We start from the raw sequence: 23,309 nt of genomic DNA, 5'->3' as shown, positions 1-23,309 counted from the left end.
ACCTGTTAATCTGTTGGCCAACTATGCGCCAAACCGTTGCTAGAGATTTATACCGAGCCGCCTTGGCGACGCACACGAAATTGGGCGATCTGATAGGTTAAAGGCAGGCCCTGAGCCTCACGAAATTGCTCTGCGCGTTGTTGTAAAGCCTGCCAATCGTGGCGGCCACGCAATTTACCTAAATGGGCATCGGATTCAGAAGAAGTTAGGCTCTGTACTGAGGATTGCACCGATGCGCCCACGCCTTTAATGGAATAGAGTAAGGCTTTAAGATCTTGAAAATAGACGGTCATTGGCATGAGTTTCACATCAAGAAATTGCCAATCTGTGTCGTCAAATGCCGCTTGTAAGCTTTCAAGAGATAAGAAACTGTTGACCCTCAAACCAAGATTAGATAACTGAGCCAAGCTGCCTGCCGCCACGATACTCAGGTGAGCTTCTCCACCCGATGTTAAGACTCTGGCCATTTCACTGGTTGCCGCCGAAAAATCATGGCACCACTGCAGAGCTAAATTGGAGTAAATATTATCGATGCACGCATCGGCAAAGGGTAATTGCTCGGCATTACCGCAAACACACTGTTGATAAGGGTAAGTCGCGTTAAGCTGTTGCAGCATGCCCAAAGCGATATCGAGTGCATAAACCCTCATCTCCTCGCCCATTGCTCGGTTAGCGAAATCAGTCCCCGGCCCTGCGCCAATATCAAGAATTGCGCCCTTGGCTACAAATCCCTGCAACAAACTCGCACCGCTTAAACGCTGCAAACAGTTATGCTCTTGATAGCTCTTGGCTGCTGCTGAAAACCGCTCGGCAATATGCGAGAGCTGATCTGCGGGCTCATGGGGATTAAGGCTAACGCCAAGCGGCATGGACATCTCTGGTTATTCTCACTTTTAAATCAAACGCTGATCTTTCAACTCTCAAGACTAAGCCATCGAATCGTCGGCCATAAGCAGTATCGAAAACATTGGCTTATCGCGCAGGACGCTCAGATACCCTAGGTAGTGCAACTTCGGTCAGCACTTGGGCAATCCCGTTAACGCAGCGCCGAATTGCCGCCTCGCTATGGCATGCACTCAAAGTAATACGTAATCTTGCTGAGCCTATGGGCACGGTTGGTGGACGAATTGCCCCAACCCAAATCCCCATGGCTTTTAGCTTTTGCGAAACCAGTAAGGTTTGCTCGGCATCGCCAATGATCAGAGGTTGAATCGCGGTCTCACTACCAAGAAGCGGAATATCGGCATCTTGGCATAACTGTTTAAAAATCGAGATATTACGCTGCAAATTTTGCCTAAGTTCAGGATGAGCTTCACAGTGTTCAACTGCGGCCAAAGCTAGCGCAGCATTGGCCGGTGACAGTGCAGTTGAATAAATATATTCCCGCGCATTACTCACTAAAAACGCAATCAACTCACGACTACCCAGAATTGCTGCGCCTTGACAGCCTAATGCCTTGCCAAAAGTCACTATCTGGATATCGATAAGGTTGGCAGCTGGCTGATTAAAAATATCAGACACGCCAAAACCATGAGCATCATCGACAATCAACCACGCATTATGCGCGCGGCAAAGTGCAGATAACGCCGCAATCGGCGCAATATCGCCATCCATGCTAAATACACTTTCAGTGATCAGCGCTGAAACCGTGTTTTTGGCTAACAGCCGCTCGGCACTCTCAGTTGAGTTGTGCAAAAAGCGTTTAAAATCTGCGCCACTATCGCGCAAACCATCGATAATAGACGCGTGAACCAGCTTATCCGCCAGCACAACATCTTGCTTATCGAACAGGGTTTTACAGAGCGTACTATTAGCGCTAAACCCTGAGCTAAAGAGTAACGCTGACTCAAATCCGGTTATCTGGCACAGCTTGGTTTCCAGCGCTAAATGCGCCTCATTGTAGCCCGTCACCAGTGGCGATGCCCCGCTGCCGACACCATATTGCTGTGCGCCGCGGTGTAGCGCCGCAATTAATTCGGGCGCACGGCAAAGCCCTAAGTAGTCGTTACTGCTGAAATTAAGATAAGTTTGCCCCTCAAAGCAAAACTGCGGCTCAGCGTCACTTAGCTCGGCATCGGTTGATAATGCTTGACGCTGCCTTAGCAAACCTTGCCCTGCTAAGGCTTGCTGACGAGCGCGGATTTTTGAAGCCAGTTTTGACGCGAGTGGTGAACTCATATTCTCTTGCTCAGGATTTTCTTGCTAAACGTAAGCGCCATAAATCCTTTAGAAGGTAAAGCGCTCCAACGCTTAACGAAGCGCATTTATACACTGTGGTTATAGCGCAGCCGCATCATAAAACTGAGACGCAGCTTTATCTTGGTGAGCCGCAGCTTTAGCTAATACTGCTTGCTCATCATCGATAGTCGCAGCTGCGCCCTGCTCAGGGCGTAAGCCCAGACGGCGGAACAGGCCCATATCATCACTTTCTTCTGGGTTTGGCGTAGTCAATAACTTACAGCCGTAGAAAATCGAGTTAGCGCCCGCAAAGAAACACATAGCCTGCAGTTCGTCAGTCATGTTTTCACGGCCCGCCGATAAACGCACACGGGACTTAGGCATTAAAATACGTGCCACGGCGATGGTACGGACAAACTCCAGCGGATCTAAATCATGGAGTTTTTCGAAGGGGGTGCCCGCTACTTTGACCAACATGTTAATGGGCACAGAATCCGGATGCTGAGGTAAATTCGCCAGTTGTTGCAATAAACCCGCCCGGTCTGTGGCCTTTTCGCCCATGCCAACAATACCACCAGAGCAGACTTTCATGCCCGATGCGCGCACATGGCTTAAGGTATCTAAGCGGTTTTGATAGGTACGGGTGGTGATCACATCGCCGTAATATTCAGGCGAGGTATCTAAATTGTGGTTGTAATAATCAAGGCCCGCATCGGCCAACTCGTTGGCTTGCTCGGCGCTTAACATCCCTAAGGTCATGCAGGTTTCCATGCCGAGGGCTTTCACCTCTTGCACCATTTGCTTAAGGTATGGCATGTCTTTATCTTTCGGGTTACGCCAGGCGGCGCCCATACAGAAACGCGAAGCACCCGCGGCTTTGGCACTGCGCGCTTCTGTGAGCACGGTTTCCATCGCTAATAGACGCTCTTTTTCAAGGCCAGTGTCGTAACGCGCACTCTGCGGACAATATTTACAATCCTCAGGACAAGCACCGGTTTTGATCGACAGTAAGCGGCTGATCTGCACTTCGTTAGGATCGTACACTTCACGGTGGATACTGTGGGCTTTAAATAATAAGTCATTCATCGGCAGCGCAAATAAGGCTTCGATTTCTTCCCGCTTCCAATCATGACGAACTTGCAACTGCGACATTGAACACCCTTTTATTTTTGTATTTTACCTTGGCTAGGATAACCTCAGCCCTTAAACTGTCAACGCCAACCAGTGATACAGGTTTACCACTGATTAGTTTTCAACCAACACTGTGAGCTTTTATGTGCAATTTACTCGACTTGGATTTTGATAGCGCCCATATTTGGCACCCTTATACCTCCATGACTCGTGCACTTCCTGTTTTCGGGGTACACAGTGCCCAAGGCTGCGAGCTGGAATTGGTCGATGGCCGTAAACTTATTGATGGCACCAGCTCTTGGTGGGCCTGCGTGCATGGCTATGGTCATCCGGCAATATTAACGGCGATGGAGCGGCAGCTGCACCAACTCAGCCATGTCATGTTTGGCGGCATTACCCACGAGCCCGCCATTGAACTCTGTAAAAAACTGTTGGCGATGACCTGCGAGCCCCTCACTAAAATCTTTCTGTGCGACTCAGGCTCCATTGCCGTTGAGGTTGCCATCAAAATGGCGCTGCAATATTGGCAGGGGCAAGATTTACCTTTAGCGCAAAAAGCCCAAAAACAGCGCATCCTTACCGTGAAGAAGGGCTACCATGGCGATACTTTTGCTGCCATGAGTGTCTGCGATCCCGAAGGTGGCATGCATACCATGTTTGGCGAGGCGGTCACTAAACAATGTTTTGTTGACGCGCCGCAAACGCCCTTTGGTGAATCGTTACACCAAGACGATTTAGCACCCATGCAGCGTATATTGCGCGAGCAACATCAAGACATTGCTGCCGTGATTATCGAACCGATTATGCAGGGCGCAGGGGGCATGCGCTTCTACAGCAGCGAGTATTTACGCGGCCTGCGTGCCCTGTGTGATGAATATAATGTGCTGCTTATCCTCGATGAAATCGCCACGGGTTTTGGCCGAACCGGTAAGTTATTTGCCTACGAACATGCCGACATCACGCCGGATATCCTCTGCCTAGGCAAAGCATTAACAGGTGGTTATATCAGTCTTGCCGCCACCTTATGCACAGATAACGTCGCCCAAGGCATTAGCCAATCGCCCGCAGGCGTCTTTATGCATGGCCCCACATTTATGGGCAATCCCCTCGCCTGCGCCGCCGCCTGCGCCAGCTTAGATTTGATCAATCAGCAGGAGTGGCCAGCGCAGGTTGCTGCCATCGAGCAGCAAATGCAGCGCGAGCTTGCCGATGCCATCGATATTCCCAGCGTAAAAGCAGTGCGCGTGCTTGGCGCGGTCGGCGTGCTCGAAATGCACCAAGCGGTGAATACCGCGGCGCTGCAGCAGCAATTTGTCGACCTAGGCGTATGGGTTAGACCCTTTGCCAACCTGATTTATATTATGCCGCCCTATGTGATAAGCCCTGCTCAGCTCACACAGCTGACTCAGGCGATGAAGCAAGTCGCGGCCACCATTACACCACCGAAAACCACTTCGGATGACGCAAGTCGAGGCCAAAACATCTGCATCAGCCATGGCTAATCGCCATGGCTGCAAGTTATTAAGCCTTCTTGACCAGGCTTGATATCAATGCCCGCAGCGCCGCCGGTTTAATCATTTTGGCCATATAGTGATAACCGCGGCGCTGCACATCTTCCACCAGCTCTTTGCGAGTGTTCGCTGTGATTAAAATGCCCGGTAACTCTTTGCCATAAAGTGCGCGGATCCCATCCATCGCATCAACACCGTTTTGACCATCATCCAAGTGAAAATCGGCTAACACGATATCGGGCGCCACGCCTTTAAGGCCTAACTTAATCCTCGCGTCTGCTAAATCCTTGGCACAAATCACCTCACACTGCCAACGACTGAGTAAGCTCTCAAGCCCCGCAAGAATCGCCTCCTCATTGTCGATACACAATACTTTAATCCCTGATAACGGTTGTAATAACGATGGCAATGCCTTCACCTGCGGCTGACGCACGGTTTCCCCTAAGGGAACCGTAATGGAAAACACCGAGCCACGCCCCAATTGCGAAGACACCTGAATACTGTGATTAAGTACCCGGCTTATCCTATCGGCAATCGCCAACCCTAACCCTAAACCGCTGACACTTTTACTACGTGGATTATTTAAGCGTTTAAATTCTTTAAATATTTCATGAGTTTCATGCTCATCAATTCCGCAGCCCGTATCGAGTACTTGGATCTCCAATTCGCTGCCGCGATGACGGCAACCAAACAGCACTCGCCCACCACGGGCATAACGGTAGGCATTGGTTAAAAAGTTTTGTAGCACGCGCCTGAGCAAAGAAGGATCAGAATTCACCGTCGCGCTGCAAGGGATCATCTTAAAGCGAATTTGATTGTCCGCCGCCATCGCCTCAAATTCGACCGACAGGCCATTGAGTAGCTCAGATATAGCAAAGTCGCGGCGGTTCACTTCGACCATGCCAGAATCCAACTTAGAAATATCCAATAAGTCGGTGAGCAACTCGCCAGCGGTTTTGAGCGAGCTATTCACATGGGATAAGGTGGTGCGTGCCTCGCGATCCAAATTAGGGTATTGGGATAACGACGCAGTAAACAATCTTGCCGCATTCAGTGGCTGCATTAAATCGTGCCCCACCGCCGCTAAAAAGCGACTCTTAGAGGCGTTAGCCATTTCTTCCTGTGCTTTGGCCTCAAGTAACTCACTATTTAGCAGAGCTAGTTCGTAGGTACGTTCTTTAACACGCGACTCGAGCGTTTCATTGGCTTCGAGCAACGCCCGTTCCTGCTCACGATATTGGGTAATGTCGGTAAAGGTCATCACAAAACCACCATCGGGCATGGGATTACCTTGAATTTTAATCACTTTACCGTCTTTACGTTGCCGCTCTGAAGTATGGGGTGTGCCATTACGCATATGCTGCACACGTTTTTCAACCTGTTGCTCTATATCGCCATCACCACAATAACCTCTGGCGGCATTAAAGCGGATCACTTCACTGATAGGCATACCCTGCTGTAAAAAGCCTTCAGGATATTGATATAACTCGACATATTTGTAGTTCCATGCAACCAAGTTAAGGTCGCTGTCGATCACGCTCATCCCTTCGTAGGCATGCTCGATAGCGCCGCGCAGCATATCTTGACTGAGCATAATTTTGGATGAGGCTTCATCCACAAGGCTAAAGACTTCATCTAAGGCCAAGTCACGCCCTTGTAAGACCGAATCCATAACTAAAGAAGCACTCGAAGCGCCGAGCACACCAGCGAGTAAACGCTCGGTATGAGCAATCAGTTCTGGAGTCGCGGCCTTATGCCAACTGTCACTTTTAACCGCTTCGGTAGAGAATCGACTAAAACTTTCATAGGCGCGGGTTGGACTCACAAAGCGGCTGGCTAAGATCAATAAATCCTGCTGCGAGATAGGGCCGCTTTTCTTATTGGCATTATTTTTAAGCTTACCAGGGCTGACAAAAGCACTGGCCTGAATACGCTCGGCCACCCCGGCCCTGAACCAAATCGAGCCCAACACATAACAGGCAATATTGGCAAATAACGCCGTAAGCGCATCACGCACATTCGGTGTAATAGCATCTAATAGGTCGAAATTACTAGACATTAATGTCGCTGGGCTTTGGTTACCCGTCATACCACTGAGCATGATGTAAAACCACAAGCTAAAACCCACACTGAGTCCTAAAAACACCCCTGCACGATTACCGTGTTTCCAGTAGAGTCCACCCACTAACGCGGGTGCAAGTTGGGCAAAAGCACCAAAGGACAGCATCCCCAGATGCGATAGCGAGTCGCTGTCAGCCAGCGCCAGATAACTGCCGTAGCCCAACCCAAGGATGATGATAATCGCTAGGCGGCGGGCATTTAGTAGCATCTGCGAAAACTGGCTGAAGTTTTTCTCGCGGATATTGCCAGTACGTAACATCACAGGGACAAGCCATTCGTTACTCACCATAACACTGATTGTCACCACGGCCACAATCACCATCCCCGTCGCCGCAGATAAGGTGCCTAACAGCGCAATCACCGCCAGCAGTGGATGATCTAACGCAAGCGGTAAATTAATCACATAGGTATCAGCGGCAACGCTATCGCCCAAGATCAATTTACCCGCTAATGCCAGTGGCCCGACAAATAGACCAAATAAGGCCAAATACAGCGGAAACAACCAACGTCCCTTAGACAAAACAGACTCATCGGCACATTCCACCACCATCACATGGAATTGGCGCGGCATACACAAAAATGCCGCCATACCGACAAGTAGTTCAGGCATCAAGGTTTCAATACGGGGGTTTGGGTGATGAATTAACGCTTTATCACTCGCCTGCTGCCAAATATCGCCAAACCCGTCAAATACGCCAAAGCTAATCACCATCCCTACCAGCAAAAATGCCGCGAGTTTAACTAAAGATTCGAACGCGATAGCCAGCATCATCCCGGGATTATGCTCGGTAGCATCGAGCTTACGAGTGCCAAAAAGAATGGCAAAAATGGCTAACAGCGCGGTGATCAGTAGCGCAATCATAATGCCATTTAAGGGGTCATCCGCGGGTTGAAATAGATTTAGGCTGAACACCATCGCCTTAAGTTGCAGCGCAATATAAGGCATGATGCCAAACAACGCTATCAGGGTAACAATGGCCGCCAAGGTTTGCGATTTACCGTAACGGGCAGCAATAAAGTCGGCGACCGAGGTAATATTTTGCGCCTTGGACACGAGGACCATCTTGCGCAACATGCCAAACCCTAAGGTGAAGATAAGAATTGGGCCGATAAAAATCGGAATGAACGACCAAAAATCCTTAGCCGACTGTCCAACCGTGCCTAAAAAACTCCAAGAAGAACAATAAACCGCCAAGCTTAAGCCATAAATGACCACTTGCAGCTTCTTGGTCACGCCGCTAAACCAGCGCTCCGCCCCCCAGGCTAAAAGGAATAAAAGTGATACATAACAAATAGCAATAACGGCGACGACTAAGGTGAGATTCATATTTTTGCTCTTTTTTCCATTATTGTGCGATAAATAATGGCTGAAATCTAGCCAGATTTTCGAGTGCAACAGCCTAAATATAAAGGAAATTTTAAAACTAGACCAAGGTCTAATGGAGTTGACTCCCTCTTGCATACCATACTCAGACCACGCAATTTTTCGAAAGGGAAGCCCTATGAGCTCGCAGTCTCTCTACAAAGTCTCCGGCAATATCGCTGCCAATGCACTTGTAAATAACGATCAATATAAAACAATGTACCAAGAGTCGATTGTCAATCCAGAGGGTTTCTGGAGAGAGCACGGCAAACGCATCGATTGGATAAAGCCATACACTAAAATCAAAAAAACCACTTTTGACGATCATAATTTATCGATTAACTGGTTCTATGACGGCACCCTAAACGCATCGGCAAACTGTCTAGATCGCCATTTGGCGGCGCACAGCGACCGTGTTGCCATTATTTGGGAAGGCGATAACGCCAACGAACAACGCAAAATCACCTACGGTGAACTGCACACTCAAGTATGTAAATTTGCCAACGCGCTACGCAGCCAAGGCGTACGCCGTGGCGATATCGTCACGATTTATATGCCAATGGTGCCAGAAGCCGCCGTCGCGATGCTGGCCTGCGCTCGCATTGGTGCTGTGCATTCCGTTGTTTTTGGTGGTTTCTCACCCGATTCTATCGCCTCTCGGGTTATCGATGGTAAATCCAAAATCGTCATCACCTCCGATGAAGGTATGCGTGGTGGCCGCGCCATTCCGCTCAAACACAACATCGACGATGCGTTAAAACATCCCGATGTGACCAGTGTTGAGAAAGTCATTGTGCTTCAACGCACTGGCGGCAAGATTGACTGGGTAGAAGGTCGCGATGTGTGGTGGCATTCACTGGTTGAAACCGCATCCGAACATTGCGCTGTCGAAGAAATGGGCGCAGAAGATCCGCTGTTCTTACTCTATACCTCAGGTTCAACGGGTAATCCAAAAGGCGTATTGCACACTACTGGTGGTTATATGGTGTATGCCTCCATGACCCACGAGTATGTGTTCGATTACAAACCCGGTGAGATTTACTGGTGTACTGCTGATGTGGGTTGGATTACTGGTCACTCCTATATGGTATATGGCCCGCTTGCCAACGGCGCAACGGTACTCATCCACGAAGGTGTTCCTAACCACCCAAGCCCTGCGCGTTTAGGCGAGATGATTGACCGCCATAAAGTCAATATTCTCTATACTGCACCAACGCTTATTCGTGCACTAATGGCCGAAGGTAAACAACATTTTGATAAGTACGATGGCAGCTCACTGCGCATCATGGGCTCTGTAGGCGAACCCATCAACCCAGAAGCTTGGCGTTGGTACCACGAGGTCATCGGCCACGAGCATTGCCCGATTGTCGATACTTGGTGGCAAACTGAAACAGGCGGTATTTTGATCACCCCACTGCCAGGCGCAACTGATACTAAGCCCGGCTCGGCGACTCGTCCTTTCTTTGGGGTACAACCGGCGCTCGTGGACAACATGGGTAACATTTTAGAAGGCGCAACCGAAGGAAACTTAGTGCTGCTCGACTCATGGCCAGGCCAAATGCGTACCGTATATGGTGACCATGAACGTTTCGTGCTGACCTATTTTAAAACCTTCCGTGGCATGTACTTTACCGGTGACGGCGCTCGCCGCGATGAAGACGGTTATTACTGGATCACTGGCCGCGTGGACGACGTGATTAACGTCTCAGGTCACAGATTAGGTACCGCCGAAGTGGAAAGTGCACTGGTGTCACACGAACTGGTCGCTGAAGCTGCTGTTGTGGGCTATCCCCATGATATTAAAGGCCAAGGTATTTACGCTTATGTGACCTTAACCCGCGGTACAGAAGAAAGCGAAGAACTTCGCCAAGAGCTGCGCCAATGGGTTCGCAAGGAAATTGGCGCCTTAGCAACACCGGATCTTATCCAGTGGGCAACAGGATTGCCTAAGACACGTTCTGGCAAAATCATGCGCCGCTTCCTGCGTAAGATTGCCGCGAACGAAGTAACCAATTTAGGGGATGCATCAACACTGGCCGACCCAGCTGTGATTGAAACCTTGATTGAAACTCGCTTGAATCGCAACGAGTAATGGTTGTCCCACACTTAATCGTGATTTATCACGGTTAAGTGTGGCTTTAGCCCCTGTTCATTTGAACACCTGTCCGTTTTAGCAAGTGTTCCTTTTAATCAAGTAAACCCTGTTGAGAAAGTGCCTGATTGCCCCTTTCTCTTAGTTGCCCCTCCAACCAAGGGGCATTTTTTTTGTTCTGTGTTAAGCTTGGCGCTAAACTCAGTCGACCAAGAATAGCTAGCAGCGTGTCAGTTAATTCCAGCCCAAGCGTTACCCTCAGGGATTATCAGCAACAAGCCGTCGATGCCGCCATCGCGCATTTCAAAAAAAGCACCGATTCCGCCGTGTTAGTCCTACCCACGGGTGCCGGGAAAAGTATCGTTATTGCCGAGCTTGCCCGCATCGCCAGAGGACGAGTGCTCGTTTTAACCCATGTGAAGGAACTGGTTGCCCAAAACGCGCAAAAGGTGGGATTACTGACGACTGAGGCCAGCATTTACTCCGCTGGGTTAAATCAAAAATCGACTGACGGCAAAACCGTCGTGGCCAGTATCCAGTCCGCCGTGCGCGCCTTAACTCAATTCGATGAGCCCTTCTCGCTAGTGATTATCGATGAATGCCACAGAGTCAGCCTCGAAAAAACCAGCCAATATCAGCAGATATTAAGTCATTTACAGCAGCGTAATCCAAAGCTCAAATTATTAGGCCTGACTGCCAGCCCTTATCGACTGGGCACTGGCTGGATTTATAAACGCCACTACCACGGCAAAGTCGGCTCGCCCGAGCTTGGGGTCTTCGAGCAGTGTATTTTCGAGCTTCCCATCCGTCCGCTGATTAAGCAAGGCTATTTAACTGCGCCCACCTTGTTCGATGGGTTAAGTGCCCAATATGACTTCAGCCAAATCAAGCCCAATGACAATAGCGAATATCCCGAGGCCCAAGTTAATGCGCTGCTGAACCACGCCGGACGCGCGACAACGGCGATTGTGAAGCAACTGATTGAACTGAGTCATCATCGCCAAGGGATCATTATTTTTGCCGCGACAGTGCGCCATGCTGAAGAAATTGTCAGCCAGCTCAACAAGGATCACAGGGAGCAAACAGCAATCGTCACGGCGCAAACGCCAGATAATGAACGTGATGAGCTTATCGAGCGCTTTAAAGCGAAGGAGCTTAAGTTCCTCGTCAACGTCGCGGTATTAACCACTGGCTTCGATGCGCCCCATGTGGATTTGATTGCGATTTTACGCCCCACCGCATCGGTGAGTTTGTTTCAGCAAATGATTGGCCGAGGCCTTAGGATCTGTGAAGGTAAAAAAGATTGTTTAGTGATTGATTACGCGGCCAATGGTTATGATTTGTATTTTCCAGAAGTCGGCCAAGCTAAGCCCAATAGTAAGTCGGTTCCGGTACAAGTGCATTGCCCTGTCTGCCAGTTTGCCAATATCTTTTGGGGATTAACCGACAAGGATGGCGATATTATCGAGCACTTTGGCCGTCGCTGTCAGGGCATTGTCGAGCATCATGGGCAAAAGCAACAATGTGACTTTCGATTTAGGTCTAAATCCTGTCCCGATTGCGGACAAGAGAACGACATTGCGGCGCGTATTTGCCAGCATTGCCATTCGACCTTAATCGACCCCGATAAACGCCTTAAGCAAGTATTGAATAAGCAACACCATCATCTGTTCCGCTGCCAGCATATGACGTTAATGGATGATGCAGGCGATCTTAAGGTGCAATATCTAGACATTGACGGAAATGAGTTTAATCGGCACTTTAAGCTGCAAACACCCGCCCAATGGCGTGCCTTGTATGCGCTGTTTATTTTCCCCCATAGTCGCACGCCAGGCATTAAACCTAAGCAATACAAAAAAGTGTCTGAGCTGATTGCCGATAGTGCCGCCTTTCGGATGCCAGATCTGTTACTGCTTAAAAAGCACAAAAAAGGCTGGGATTTGCTCGAAAGCTATTTCGATTACCAAGGCCGCTATCAAACTGAAAATAAACACATCTGACATTATCAATTCGGTTAGCGCTATGGTATAAAACGCTTAAAGTAATCCTAAGGAGCTATTATGTACGTTGTTATTTTTGGCCGTCCTGGCTGTCCTTATTGCGTGCGAGCAGTACAACTGTCAGAGCAACTCGTTGAAAAACGTGATGACTTTAAATTTAGATATGTAGATATCCACGCCGAAGGGATTTCTAAAGCAGATCTCGAGAAGACTGTCGGCAAGCCAGTCGAAACGGTGCCCCAGATATTCGTTGATGAAAAACACGTAGGTGGTTGCACCGATTTCGAGCAATATGTTCGTGATAACAATCTGTTGGGTTAACCCTAATACGAGATAAAAAGGAGACCTGAGGTCTCCTTTTTTACTTTTGCATCAGTTGTTACATCAATAATGTTGCAGAGTAAAGCAACCTCAATTTTGCTTGTTCCATTTTGTGTTTCCCCAGTTGTTATTATTTATCTGCAGCCAATATGGAGCATTTAACACGTGAGAAAAACTGACAATAAGTCTATGAGCAAACTAGAAAATGCAGTGAAATTAATTAAGATTTTTAGTGATGAGTAGCGAAAGAAGATTTTTACTAGGAGAGATAAAGAGTGGTGGGTCGTGAAGGATTCGAACCTTCGACCAATTGGTTAAAAGCCAACTGCTCTACCGACTGAGCTAACGACCCATCTAGTGAACGCTGATTTTACACTTCAGTAAGTGGTGGGTCGTGAAGGATTCGAACCTTCGACCAATTGGTTAAAAGCCAACTGCTCTACCGACTGAGCTAACGACCCATCTAGTGAACGCTGATTTTACACTTCAGTAAGTGGTGAATCATGAAGGATCTAAACCATTCGATTGATTGGTTAAAAGCCAACTGCCCTAGCTTTATAACATAAGCCACTGAGCTAACGACCCATCTATTGGATTCTGAATTTTACACTTTCAGAAAAGTGGTGGGTCGTGAAGGATTCGAACCTTCGACCAATTGGTTAAAAGCCAACTGCTCTACCGACTGAGCTAACGACCCATCTAGTGAACGCTGATTTTACACTTCAATAAGTGGTGAATCATGAAGGATTTAAACCATTCGATTGATTGGTTAAAAGCCAACTGCCCTAGCTTTATAACATAAGCGACTGAGCTAACGACTCATCTAAAAATTCTGAATTTTACACTTCCAGAAAAGTGGTGGGTCGTGAAGGATTCGAACCTTCGACCAATTGGTTAAAAGCCAACTGCTCTACCGACTGAGCTAACGACCCATCTAAGGATTCTGAATTTTACACTTCCAGAAAAGTGGTGGGTCGTGAAGGATTCGAACCTTCGACCAATTGGTTAAAAGCCAACTGCTCTACCGACTGAGCTAACGACCCATCTAAGGATTCTGAATTTTACACTTTCAGAAAAGTGGTGGGTCGTGAAGGATTCGAACCTTCGACCAATTGGTTAAAAGCCAACTGCTCTACCGACTGAGCTAACGACCCATCTAATCTACTACACTTCAAATACCGTTAACTTATTCTATTTACTAGAGTAAGTGGTGGGTCGTGAAGGATTCGAACCTTCGACCAATTGGTTAAAAGCCAACTGCTCTACCGACTGAGCTAACGACCCATATACTGGTATTTTGCGCCCCGAACGACCTCGCCGTTCCGAGGGCGCCTATAATACCTTTTTCATTTCCCCATGCAAGCGTAAATTCCCAATTTTTTGTCGTTTGCATGAAAAACAGACTAAGAGTATGTTTTTTAGTTAATTACGCTTTAATTGCAGCCAGTTGTTGCTGGGCAATGCGTGCTGCAGCGCTGTTGGCGTAGTCTTTTACTACTTGTTGGTAATATTGAGTTGCACCAGCTTTATCGCCCATTTTCTCTGCGATCATGCCAAGCTTCACTAAACTGTCACCACGTTTGTTGGAATCACTAAAACGGGTCACGACCGTATTGAAAACTTGCTTAGCTTCAGCAAACTCACTTTTATTAAACAGCAATTGTCCTAACCAATAATTAGCATTGGCGGCATAAACTGAATCTGGATATTGTTTAATGAAAGCGCGAAAGGCTGGGATTGCATCATCATACTTACGCTCTTTCAGCACGAGATTAACTGCGCTTTCGTAGCTGGCCGTTTCACTTAAACTACTGGCGGCCGCATTCGCGGTTGCTGCTGCAGCGGCAGGAGTGGAAGGCACTGAAGCGGCTGGAGTCGCTGCTTTAGAAGATAAATTAGCAATTTCATCATAAAGCTGACGCTGGCGTTGCTGCATCTGCTCTATTTGATAATTTTGTTGTTCAGTCAAACCACGTAAGTCGAGAACTTCTTGCTGCAAAGTATCCAGACGGCGCTGCATATCAATTTCGCTTTGTTGTCTCGATTTTACAATGCGCTCTAAACGAGCAAGTCTGTCATCACCTGAACCACCAGCAAGGTCTTCAACAGGAGCAGGAGCTGCAATTGCAGCTCCTGCGCCGAAGAACATTGCCGTAATTAAGACGGCACGTTTCATCTCGTTACTCTCCGTAATTCAATCTTAGTAAACTAAAACTGCACGACGGTTTTTAGCAAAACCTTCATCGGTACGAGTGAAGTCAAGTGGCTTCTCTTCGCCATAGCTTACGATGCTCATTTGGCTAGGTTGTACACCCATGCCTTGTAAGTATTTAGCAACAGCTTTAGCACGACGCTCACCCAATGCGATGTTGTATTCTGGCGTGCCACGCTCGTCGGCATGACCTTCAATCAATACACGAACACTTGGGTGCTCAACTAAATAAGTACCGTGGGCTTCGAGGACAGCTGCATATTCAGTTTGAACTTCACTGCGGTCGAAATCGAAGTAAATAATGTGCTCTTTTCTCAACTGCTCGAGTTGCTGACGTTGTTGCTCTTCAGGCGACAACATTCCACCAATACCGCCCGTTTGAACACCACCATTGAGTTCACTACCAGAACCGCTTGTAGAGCCCATAGCATCAGTTTCTGATTCAGAAGTTGAGCTACACGCACTAATAGCCATAATTGGAAGTGCTACCAACATAGCTTTTAACAACTTGTTCAGATCCATTACTTGTTCCTTATAAAATTAAATGTTAATAAATCAAACTAATACACTAGAGAAACGGAGACCAAGAAGGTGATTTCACCTCGCCCTGACCTACCGGTAATCTCGCTTTAAAGCGTCCGTCCGTAGAAACAGCTGCTAAAACTTGCTTGCCTTGATACGTAGTGCCATAAATCACCATAGTACCATTAGGGGCCACACTTGGAGACTCGTCCAAACGTGTCGATGTCAGCACCTGCATAAAGCGCGTACTTAAATCCATACGTGCAATATTAAATTTACCATTTGTGCGATTCACAAAAATCATGCTGCGACCATCAGGGGTAATTGAACCACCTAAATTCCATTCACCTTCAAAGGTTTCACGGGTCACTTTGCCTGAATTTAAATCTACACGATATAACTGTGGTCTACCACCACGCTCGGAGGTAAACAACAATGACTTGCCATCAGGATACCAAGAAGGCTCAGTATCGATGGAATAGTGGTTGGTAATACGTTTAATCGCCTTAGTGGCAATATCAATGACATAAATCTCAGGTTGACCATCCTTAGAGAGGGTCACGGCCAATGATTTACCATCGGGCGAGAAAGAAGGCGCACCGTTAATGCCAGGGAAACTACTCACCTTAGTACGCACTTGAGTGTATAGGTCCTGAACAAAAATCTCGGCTTTTTTGTTTTCAAAACTCACATAAGCTAAACGACGGCCATCGGGTGACCACGCGGGTGACATCAAAGGCTCAGGAGAGCGCAATAACATCTGCTCATTGTAACCATCATAGTCAGCAATCATTAATGAATAAGCCGCTTTTTGACTGTGGTTAACCAATACATAAGAAATGCGCGTTAAAAACGCACCACGAATACCGGTCAATTTTTCATAAACGATATCACTTATACGGTGGCCATACTGACGAAACTGGGTCGCAGAAATCACTGTCTGACGACTATCCATCAAAAATTCAGTTGGACTTGCAGGACCTTTTAGTGCTTGGTTTTGTGCTTTAACCAAATCAATAAGATCAAAGCTCACCAAAAACTGATCCGTGCCGTAAGGCTTAACCGAACCAACCACAACGGCTTCTGCACTAACATTAGCCCAAGCATTGGCATCAAACTGTGCTAAGGCTCCAATACCACGTTGAGGTAACCCTAATTCATCGAGAGGTTTAAACGTACCGCTGCGCACTAAGTCAGACATAACCACATCGGCAATCGCCTGTGGTGGCGCACCAGCACCTTGCCATTGGAATGGCATCACCGCGATTGGTCGCGCTGCATCCACACCTTCGGTAATCACAATATCCAGCGCCGCTTTTGCCGGCATAGTGCAAAGCAGAACTGCCAATGCTAACCATTTTGCCAAAATTTTCATGGGACTCCTTTAATTAAACGTTGGTTCAACGATTAAGTTAATTTCTTTCATCAAGTTATATACCGCAGGGTCTGGAGACACTGGTAACTTACCCGCTTTTAAAATCGCCGCTTTAGCTGCACGACACACATTCGGATCACCACCTTGTGTCTGACTGCTAATCACAAATCCATCATTCGCTAAACGCACAGAAACAGTACACGTTTTACCACGCATCGATTCATCAACCACAAGGTTACGCTGAATCGTTGATTTAATCATAGCGGTATACTTACCGACTTCCGTTTGCATCTGCTTATTCATGGTTTGCGATAAGGCTGCCTGCTCGGCGGCTAACGCATCAGCCATTTCCTGCTCCTGCTGAGCACGGGCTTCAGCATCCGCTTTCGCCTTAGCATCTGCTTTTGCCTTAGCTTCGGCTTTTGCTTTCGCCTCTGCATCAGCCTTGGCTTTTGCCTCTGCTTTGGCTTTAGCGTCTGCCTCAGCTTTTGCCTTGGCTTCGGTTTCTTTCTGCTTACGGTCTGCCTCAGCTTTCGCGGCAGCGGCCTCTTCTACTTTACGTTTTTCCGCGGCTTTTTGAGCTGCATCTTCAGCAAGTTTACGTTCTTGCTCCTTCTGCTTGCGATCGGCTTCGGCTTTTTGTGCTTTTTCCTTTTCCTGTTGCTGCTTCACCTGCGCGGCTTTCGCGGCATCATTGGCCTTTTGGGTCTCAATTTCTTGCTGCTTACGTTCTTCCGCCAGTTTCTTCAACTGTGCTTGTTCACGCTCACGGGCTTGCTTTGCTTCCTGTGCTTTGCGTTCAAGTTCGGCTTGGCGCTCACGTTCTCGGCGCTCTGCATCGCGCTTTTCCTGCTTTAGCTTTTCAACTTGATTAGCGACTTGTTGCTGATCAACCATAACAGCTTTTACAGCAGGGGCGCTAACTTGTTGCACAGGTTCAGGTTTATGGGTGAAATCTATGCCAATGGCCAGAATAATTATCACGCCAATATGAATACCTGCTGAAATTGACAGAGGTAATGCAACATTTGAATTATCCGCCACCTATTTCTCCTTGGGTGAATCCGTCATCAAACCGACTGAGGGAACGCCTGCCTGTTGCAAGGTCACCATCAATTGGATCACGTTATCGTAAGGAATAGTTCTATCGGCTTTAACCACCACTGGACGTTCAGGCTCAGTCACCATAATCGCCGCCACGGCGGTGGCTAACTCTTCCAATTCCATTTCTTCGTTATTGGAACCGCCCTGATTAAGAAAATAAGTACCGTCGGCATCAATAGACGCCACAACCGGCGGCTTACTATCCGCGGGTAGTACTTCGGCCGCACCTTGCGGCAGCTCCACTTTCACCCCTTGGGTCACAATCGGCGCTGTTACCATGAAAATAATCAGCAACACGAGCATGACGTCGATGTAAGGCACCACGTTGATTTCGGCAACAGGGCGACGACGTTTACGCTGATAACCGACTTGCATTATACGCCTTCCTTCTCACTGTATGCTTGGCGATGCAGGATGCTAGAAAACTCTTCCATAAAGTTAGCGTAACCGATTTCCAGCTTTTCAACCTGAGTCGCAAAACGGTTATAAGCGATAACTGCTGGAATTGCCGCAAACAGACCCATAGCGGTAGCAATCAGTGCTTCTGCAATACCTGGCGCTACCATGGCTAATGTTGCGTTTTCCATCGAGCCAATTGCGATAAATGAATTCATAATACCCCATACCGTACCAAACAAACCGATATAAGGGCTAGTCGAACCAATGGTTGCCAGTAACGGTAAGTTAGCTTCTAACTTTTCTAATTCACGGGATAAGGTCACACGCATCGCCCGCGAAGTACCATCCATAACCGCATCAGGCACTTTGCTATTTAATTTATTTAGACGTGAATATTCTTTAAAACCCGTCACAAATAATGACTCTAAGCCCGTATTATCTGGACGAGCCGATAATTCTTTATACAGACGATTTAAATCGACGCCTGACCAAAATTTATCTTCAAATTTTGCCGATTTATTTTTTGCAGATGTCAATAAACTACGGCGTTGTAAGATCACCGTCCAAGACATTACAGACAAGCAAAGTAAAGTGAACATAACAAATTTCACTAATAAACTGGCTTGTAAAAATAACCCGACAATCGACATATCAGCTTGCACTGTCAAACTCCTGCACAATATTTAAGGGGATAGCTCGGGGCCGCATACGTGATAAGGCTACACAGGCTACTAGCACTGTGCCTTCACAATAACAGTCTCCCAGATGATCAACCAAACGTTGATGAAATACCAACGAGGCCTTTTTCAACTCTATGACCTTAGTTTCTACAATAAGGTTCTGTTCAAAACGTGCGGCTTTTTTAAAATCCAATTCCGCCCGCTTAACCACAAACGCCGTGTCCTCGGCCAACAGTGCAGTCTGACTTACGCCTAAGGCTTTTAACCATTCGGTTCGCGCTCGCTCAAAAAAATTGAGATAGTTCGAATGATAGACAACGCCACCTGCGTCGGTATCTTCGTAATAGACTGAAATGGGCCAATTAAACGTCATGCGAAATCAGTAGATTTTGGTTGAAAAATTGACGCTACTATACCTAGGGAAACAAGACTTGTGAATGACCCGATGAAGATATAGATAGGGATAGCAGGGGTTTCAACGCAATTGAGGGATTTGTAAATAACAATGGGGTCAAACGACCCCATTTAATTAACATAGTTAGCTATTTTGCAAGGGTTTGCGGTAGTGCCAAACCAAAGCTTTGCCACAGGAAGCTATAAATATCGGCAAACTCGTCGATCTTCATCGCGGTTGGTTTACCCGCACCATGTCCAGCATTAGACTCAATGCGCATTATCACGGGTTTATCGCCCTGCTGTTTTTCTTGCATCATGGCGGCAAATTTAAAGCTGTGTAGCGGCACCACACGATCATCGTGATCAGCCGTCATCACCATAGTTGCAGGATAAGCCTGCGCTTTAACATTATGGTAAGGCGAATAAGCTAATAATGCCGGAAACTGCTCTGCATTATCTGCACTGCCATATTCACTAGTCCAAGCCCAACCAATGGTAAACTTATGGAAGCGCAGCATATCGAGCACGCCAACTGCGGGTAATACTGCAGCAAACAGCTCAGGACGTTGCGTCACCGCGGCGCCCATCAATAAACCGCCATTACTGCGGCCATAAGCGCCTAACTTTGTAGTGTTGGTGTATTTTTCGTTGATCAGGTATTCGGCAGCGGCAAAATAGTCATCAAACACATTTTGCTTTTTATCGAACATACCTGCCTGATGCCAGCTTTCACCATAATCCGCGCCGCCGCGTAAACTTGGTACGGCGTAAATGCCGCCCATATCTAACCATGCGATGTTGGCGGGGCTAAAACGCGGCGTCATCGAAATCGCGAAACCACCGTAGGCATACAGAAGCGTTGGGTTTTGACCATTCTTCACCAGCCCTTTTTTGTAGGACAGCATCATCGGGACGCGAGTACCGTCTTTGCTGGTATAAAACACTTGCTCAGACACATAATTATCGGGATTAAATGACACCTGAGGTTTAGCCACAACGGTCGACTGCGCTGTTTTAAAATCAAACTTATAGGTGGTTTCAGGTTGAATATAGCTGTTAAAGACATAGTAGAAATAGTCTTTACTCGCCTTACCGAAAGGCCCGGCGACATTACCTTTACCTGGTAAAGTGACATCTTGACGCTTTTGGCCGCCCATACTGAAAATCGATAATTGTCCCAATACATCGTGTAAATAGCTGACGACTAAATGGTCATTGATAATAGCGACTTTATTAATGGGATCTTTTGATTCAGGAATAATGGTTTGCCACTGCGATTTCTCGCTATTACGGGTATCAATGGCAATCACTTTACCGTTAGGCGCATCTAAATCGGTTTTAAAATAAAATACCGAACCGTCATTACCTAAAAACTCATACTCTGCTTCGAGGTTAAGGATTAATTCCACCACCTGTGCTTTAGGTTCAAACAGTGATTTATAGAAAAAGCGATTACGTTTGTCCGTACCCTGCGAAATCGATAGCAGTAAATATTCGCCCTGCTCAGACACATCGATGCCAAATCCCCAATCTTTGTTTTGGGGACGTTCATAAATCAATAAATCTTGGCGCTGATCTGTGCCTAATTTGTGGTAATACACTTTTTGATTAAAGTTCACATCGGCCAGTAAATCCCCGCCCGCTGGCGCATCGTAACGGGCATAGAAAACCCCTTGGTTTTCCTTATCCCATACCGCGCTGGAGAATTTAATCCAGTTGAGTTCATCTTTAAGCTTTTTACCCGTGGCAATATCAATAAACTGCCACTGCTGCCAGTCAGAGCCTGACTTAGACACTCCATAGGCTAGAATCTTACCGTCATTACTTACCGATACACCAGACAACGCCACGGTACCATCGGCTGAGAAGCTATTTGGATCGAGCACGGCTTTCTCAACGCCATCTTTACCTTTTACGTAAAGGACCGATTGCGCTTGTAAACCATCGTTACGGTAATAAAACTGGTTATCGCCATTCTCGAAGGGGGCTGAAATCTTCTCGTAGTTCCACAGTTCAGTGATACGGTCAACCACGGCTTGTTTGTTGGGGATTTTTGCCAAGTAAGCTTGACCAAAGGCCTGTTGTTCTTTTACCCAGCTTTCGGTTTCTGGCGTGTTTTCTTCAAGATGACGGTAAGGATCCGCCACCGCAACACCGTGAAGAGTGTCGACTAAAGCGTCTTTTCTCGTTTCAGGGTAAACCAATTTGTTTGCGCTGACCTGCTGTGCGGCCTCTTCTGGCGTATTGCCACTCTGGCAGGCGGCCAACGCCATGCCCAATGTGGCTACTAATAAACCTTGCTGGGCAAGGCGAAATCTTAATGCCATCTTTTATCGTCCTTTTGGTGATGTCCGGCTTAACGCTCTTTTGCAGCAAGTACTATACAAGCAAAATTTTTCATGGCAATGCTGTAGCAAAAGATGAGGTTTTCTCGCGAAGAAGAAGGATTTAACAAACTGGTAGCAATGATGAGCTTATTGAAGTGTATTTTTATGCAGTAATTATGACTGACAAGTTATTAATCATGCTAAATAGTGACTTAAGTGAGGCAGATCACTTAATCAATCATTAGTTTTGCTAATGTATCGAGGCAATTTTTCTCGTTTGCTAGCCAAATAACAACACACTAGAATGTGCTTGTTTTCAGGAGATATCCGCTAGCGGATATTGAAAACAAAGAACTTTTAAACTGATGTCTTTTAAGTACTTCAGTTCATCCCTGGTTCTTATGCTTGACTTCCTTCCTTCAATTTGTTGATTGCAAATGCATTATTTTGCGGCCCGCTTAGATTAAGCGGGCTTTTTTTTACCCAGAATCAAACATCAAGCGACACTTATCGGCGTTCAGTATTTTTTGTTACATAAAAATCACTGGAGCCTCTCAATAAATGGCGCTTATTTGCGTGTAGCCATCTAAATCAACAGACTGCCATCGCATTTTGAGGCGAATACAAACAGCGTCAATAAACAACAATGCCAAGTCAGTAGACTTGGCATTGTTAGGTTAAGCTTTGATTTAGAGGGGCTTACTAATGCGGATCACAACTCGGCGGTTTAGCGCCCTTTCCTCAATATCGTCATTTGAAGCCACGTGACGCCGCTTGCCGTGACCCACAGTCACAATTCGATCTTGCGGAATACCGCTTGAGACAAAGAAATCTTTTACCGATTCAGCGCGTTTGTCCGAGACTTTCTGATTCACTGAACGACCACCATAACTATCGGTATAAGCATCGACTAATACTAATTCTACATCTGGATCGTAGGACAAATATTCCTGTATTCGCGTAAGCTGTTGCTGTGAGAAGCGAGTTAAATCCGTTCCTCCTTCATCATAATTAAGCACGGTAAAAGCAATATCTTCAAAGCTATAAGGCAATAGGTGCGATAAACACGCCTTAAACTCAGCATATTTTCGGCCAAAATTCGCTGCCGACAGCCCTACAGCAATTTTATTGGACTCATCATACCAATCGGCATAGTAAAATGTCGGCTCCATACCACGGCTTAGCTCGTTTAACATGGACCACGCGGCGCGTTTAGGTACTTCACCATTAAAATACTTTTGGTAACGTAACGAAGTGATTTCTTTTGACACCACACCTGGTCGCCATTTGGGAGCTCGGCTCATCAACTTGGCTTGGGTCACTTGATCAGGTTTTACCCACATATCCAAAGTGAAATTGAGATTTAATTGCTTACCCGCTTCACTGGTAAAAATCGCTTTACCGTAGGAAGGAATATCATGCTCAAGACGGCACACGATCGGACTGTTTTGACTGACTCGCCATTGGGATTCACCCAAAGAGGCCACATAGTGGCGCAACTCTGCCATTGCAGTTGCTGGAACGCATAAAATTGATACTAATATCAGTTTTCGCCACATAGCCCTTACTCGTGTTTA

At 47.0% G+C, this 23,309-nt stretch carries 17 protein-coding genes and 9 tRNA genes; 4 read left to right on the top strand and 22 right to left on the bottom strand.

Annotated features, from left to right (window positions below; translation table 11 throughout):
- Window positions 1–47: 47 nt before the first annotated feature.
- From bioC to bioB, 3 genes are all read right to left on the bottom strand, one after another.
- On the bottom strand, window positions 48–875 hold the full coding sequence (bioC, locus tag CEQ32_RS02795; RefSeq protein WP_037427486.1) for a malonyl-ACP O-methyltransferase BioC: 828 nt from the start codon (window positions 873–875) through the stop codon (window positions 48–50).
- 97 nt (window positions 876–972) lie between these two features.
- On the bottom strand, window positions 973–2,178 hold the full coding sequence (locus CEQ32_RS02790; RefSeq protein ID WP_088585473.1) for an aminotransferase class I/II-fold pyridoxal phosphate-dependent enzyme: 1,206 nt from the start codon (window positions 2,176–2,178) through the stop codon (window positions 973–975).
- A gap of 99 nt (window positions 2,179–2,277) precedes the next feature.
- On the bottom strand, window positions 2,278–3,330 hold the full coding sequence (bioB, locus tag CEQ32_RS02785; RefSeq protein ID WP_088585472.1) for a biotin synthase BioB: 1,053 nt from the start codon (window positions 3,328–3,330) through the stop codon (window positions 2,278–2,280).
- Between the two features lie 122 nt (window positions 3,331–3,452).
- On the opposite strand from bioB, the gene bioA reads away from it, so the two are divergent.
- Complete coding sequence (bioA, locus tag CEQ32_RS02780; RefSeq protein ID WP_088585471.1) at window positions 3,453–4,811, top strand: adenosylmethionine--8-amino-7-oxononanoate transaminase; 1,359 nt, start codon at window positions 3,453–3,455, stop codon at window positions 4,809–4,811.
- Window positions 4,812–4,830: 19 nt separating this feature from the next.
- On the opposite strand, the gene CEQ32_RS02775 is transcribed toward bioA, so the two are convergent.
- On the bottom strand, window positions 4,831–8,268 hold the full coding sequence (locus tag CEQ32_RS02775; RefSeq protein ID WP_037427492.1) for a NahK/ErcS family hybrid sensor histidine kinase/response regulator: 3,438 nt from the start codon (window positions 8,266–8,268) through the stop codon (window positions 4,831–4,833).
- Between the two features lie 175 nt (window positions 8,269–8,443).
- Here CEQ32_RS02775 and acs point away from each other — a divergent pair, with 175 nt between their 5' ends.
- The 3 genes from acs to CEQ32_RS02760 all read left to right on the top strand — a co-directional run bounded on the left by acs (window position 8,444) and on the right by CEQ32_RS02760 (window position 12,717).
- Complete coding sequence (gene acs, locus CEQ32_RS02770) at window positions 8,444–10,396, top strand: acetate--CoA ligase (protein WP_037427494.1); 1,953 nt, start codon at window positions 8,444–8,446, stop codon at window positions 10,394–10,396.
- 227 nt (window positions 10,397–10,623) lie between these two features.
- The gene (locus tag CEQ32_RS02765; protein WP_088585470.1) at window positions 10,624–12,396 is read left to right on the top strand and encodes a DEAD/DEAH box helicase; all 1,773 of its coding nucleotides are present in this window, start codon (window positions 10,624–10,626) and stop codon (window positions 12,394–12,396) included.
- 60 nt (window positions 12,397–12,456) lie between these two features.
- Entirely contained in the window at window positions 12,457–12,717 is a 261-nt protein-coding gene (locus CEQ32_RS02760) for a GrxA family glutaredoxin (RefSeq protein ID WP_011072684.1), read from the top strand.
- 276 nt (window positions 12,718–12,993) lie between these two features.
- Here CEQ32_RS02760 and CEQ32_RS02755 read toward each other — a convergent pair.
- The 18 genes from CEQ32_RS02755 to motY form a co-directional block, all read right to left on the bottom strand.
- Window positions 12,994–13,069, bottom strand: a tRNA-Lys gene (locus CEQ32_RS02755).
- A 33-nt stretch (window positions 13,070–13,102) separates the two neighbouring features.
- Window positions 13,103–13,178 (bottom strand) — tRNA-Lys (locus CEQ32_RS02750).
- A gap of 33 nt (window positions 13,179–13,211) precedes the next feature.
- Window positions 13,212–13,302: transfer RNA gene (locus tag CEQ32_RS22895), tRNA-Lys, on the bottom strand.
- A gap of 36 nt (window positions 13,303–13,338) precedes the next feature.
- Window positions 13,339–13,414: transfer RNA gene (locus tag CEQ32_RS02745), tRNA-Lys, on the bottom strand.
- A 33-nt stretch (window positions 13,415–13,447) separates the two neighbouring features.
- Window positions 13,448–13,538, bottom strand: a tRNA-Lys gene (locus CEQ32_RS22890).
- Window positions 13,539–13,573: 35 nt separating this feature from the next.
- Window positions 13,574–13,649, bottom strand: a tRNA-Lys gene (locus tag CEQ32_RS02740).
- Window positions 13,650–13,684: 35 nt separating this feature from the next.
- Window positions 13,685–13,760: transfer RNA gene (locus CEQ32_RS02735), tRNA-Lys, on the bottom strand.
- Between the two features lie 35 nt (window positions 13,761–13,795).
- Window positions 13,796–13,871: transfer RNA gene (locus CEQ32_RS02730), tRNA-Lys, on the bottom strand.
- Window positions 13,872–13,925: 54 nt separating this feature from the next.
- Window positions 13,926–14,001, bottom strand: a tRNA-Lys gene (locus CEQ32_RS02725).
- Between the two features lie 142 nt (window positions 14,002–14,143).
- Window positions 14,144–14,893 (bottom strand): tol-pal system protein YbgF, encoded by a 750-nt coding sequence (gene ybgF / locus CEQ32_RS02720; protein ID WP_037419433.1) that lies wholly within the window; start codon window positions 14,891–14,893, stop codon window positions 14,144–14,146.
- Between the two features lie 24 nt (window positions 14,894–14,917).
- Window positions 14,918–15,451: a peptidoglycan-associated lipoprotein Pal gene (gene pal, locus CEQ32_RS02715; protein WP_037419429.1), complete on the bottom strand. Its 534-nt coding sequence runs from the start codon at window positions 15,449–15,451 to the stop codon at window positions 14,918–14,920.
- 46 nt (window positions 15,452–15,497) lie between these two features.
- Window positions 15,498–16,826, bottom strand: coding sequence for a Tol-Pal system beta propeller repeat protein TolB (tolB, locus tag CEQ32_RS02710; RefSeq protein ID WP_037419426.1), 1,329 nt, complete (start codon window positions 16,824–16,826; stop codon window positions 15,498–15,500).
- A 9-nt stretch (window positions 16,827–16,835) separates the two neighbouring features.
- Window positions 16,836–17,870: a cell envelope integrity protein TolA gene (tolA, locus tag CEQ32_RS02705; RefSeq protein WP_037427498.1), complete on the bottom strand. Its 1,035-nt coding sequence runs from the start codon at window positions 17,868–17,870 to the stop codon at window positions 16,836–16,838.
- Window positions 17,871–18,305, bottom strand: coding sequence for a protein TolR (gene tolR / locus CEQ32_RS02700; protein ID WP_037419420.1), 435 nt, complete (start codon window positions 18,303–18,305; stop codon window positions 17,871–17,873). It abuts the gene before it with no gap.
- Complete coding sequence (gene tolQ / locus CEQ32_RS02695; RefSeq protein WP_037419415.1) at window positions 18,305–18,991, bottom strand: protein TolQ; 687 nt, start codon at window positions 18,989–18,991, stop codon at window positions 18,305–18,307. The genes tolR and tolQ overlap by 1 nt, the downstream gene beginning before the upstream one ends.
- Window positions 18,981–19,382, bottom strand: coding sequence for a tol-pal system-associated acyl-CoA thioesterase (ybgC, locus tag CEQ32_RS02690; protein WP_037427499.1), 402 nt, complete (start codon window positions 19,380–19,382; stop codon window positions 18,981–18,983). Before ybgC ends, tolQ begins: the two co-directional genes overlap by 11 nt.
- Before the next feature lie 169 nt (window positions 19,383–19,551).
- Window positions 19,552–21,732 (bottom strand): prolyl oligopeptidase family serine peptidase, encoded by a 2,181-nt coding sequence (locus CEQ32_RS02685; RefSeq protein ID WP_055648389.1) that lies wholly within the window; start codon window positions 21,730–21,732, stop codon window positions 19,552–19,554.
- A gap of 689 nt (window positions 21,733–22,421) precedes the next feature.
- A complete protein-coding gene (motY, locus tag CEQ32_RS02680) occupies window positions 22,422–23,291 on the bottom strand; it encodes a flagellar protein MotY (RefSeq protein WP_088585469.1) in 870 nt (289 codons plus the stop codon).
- Window positions 23,292–23,309: the final 18 nt, after the last annotated feature.

Origin of the sequence: Shewanella sp. FDAARGOS_354 (genome assembly GCF_002209245.2) — a bacterium.
GTDB lineage: Bacteria > Pseudomonadota > Gammaproteobacteria > Enterobacterales > Shewanellaceae > Shewanella > Shewanella xiamenensis.
This window is presented reverse-complemented; position numbering and strand designations above follow the sequence as displayed.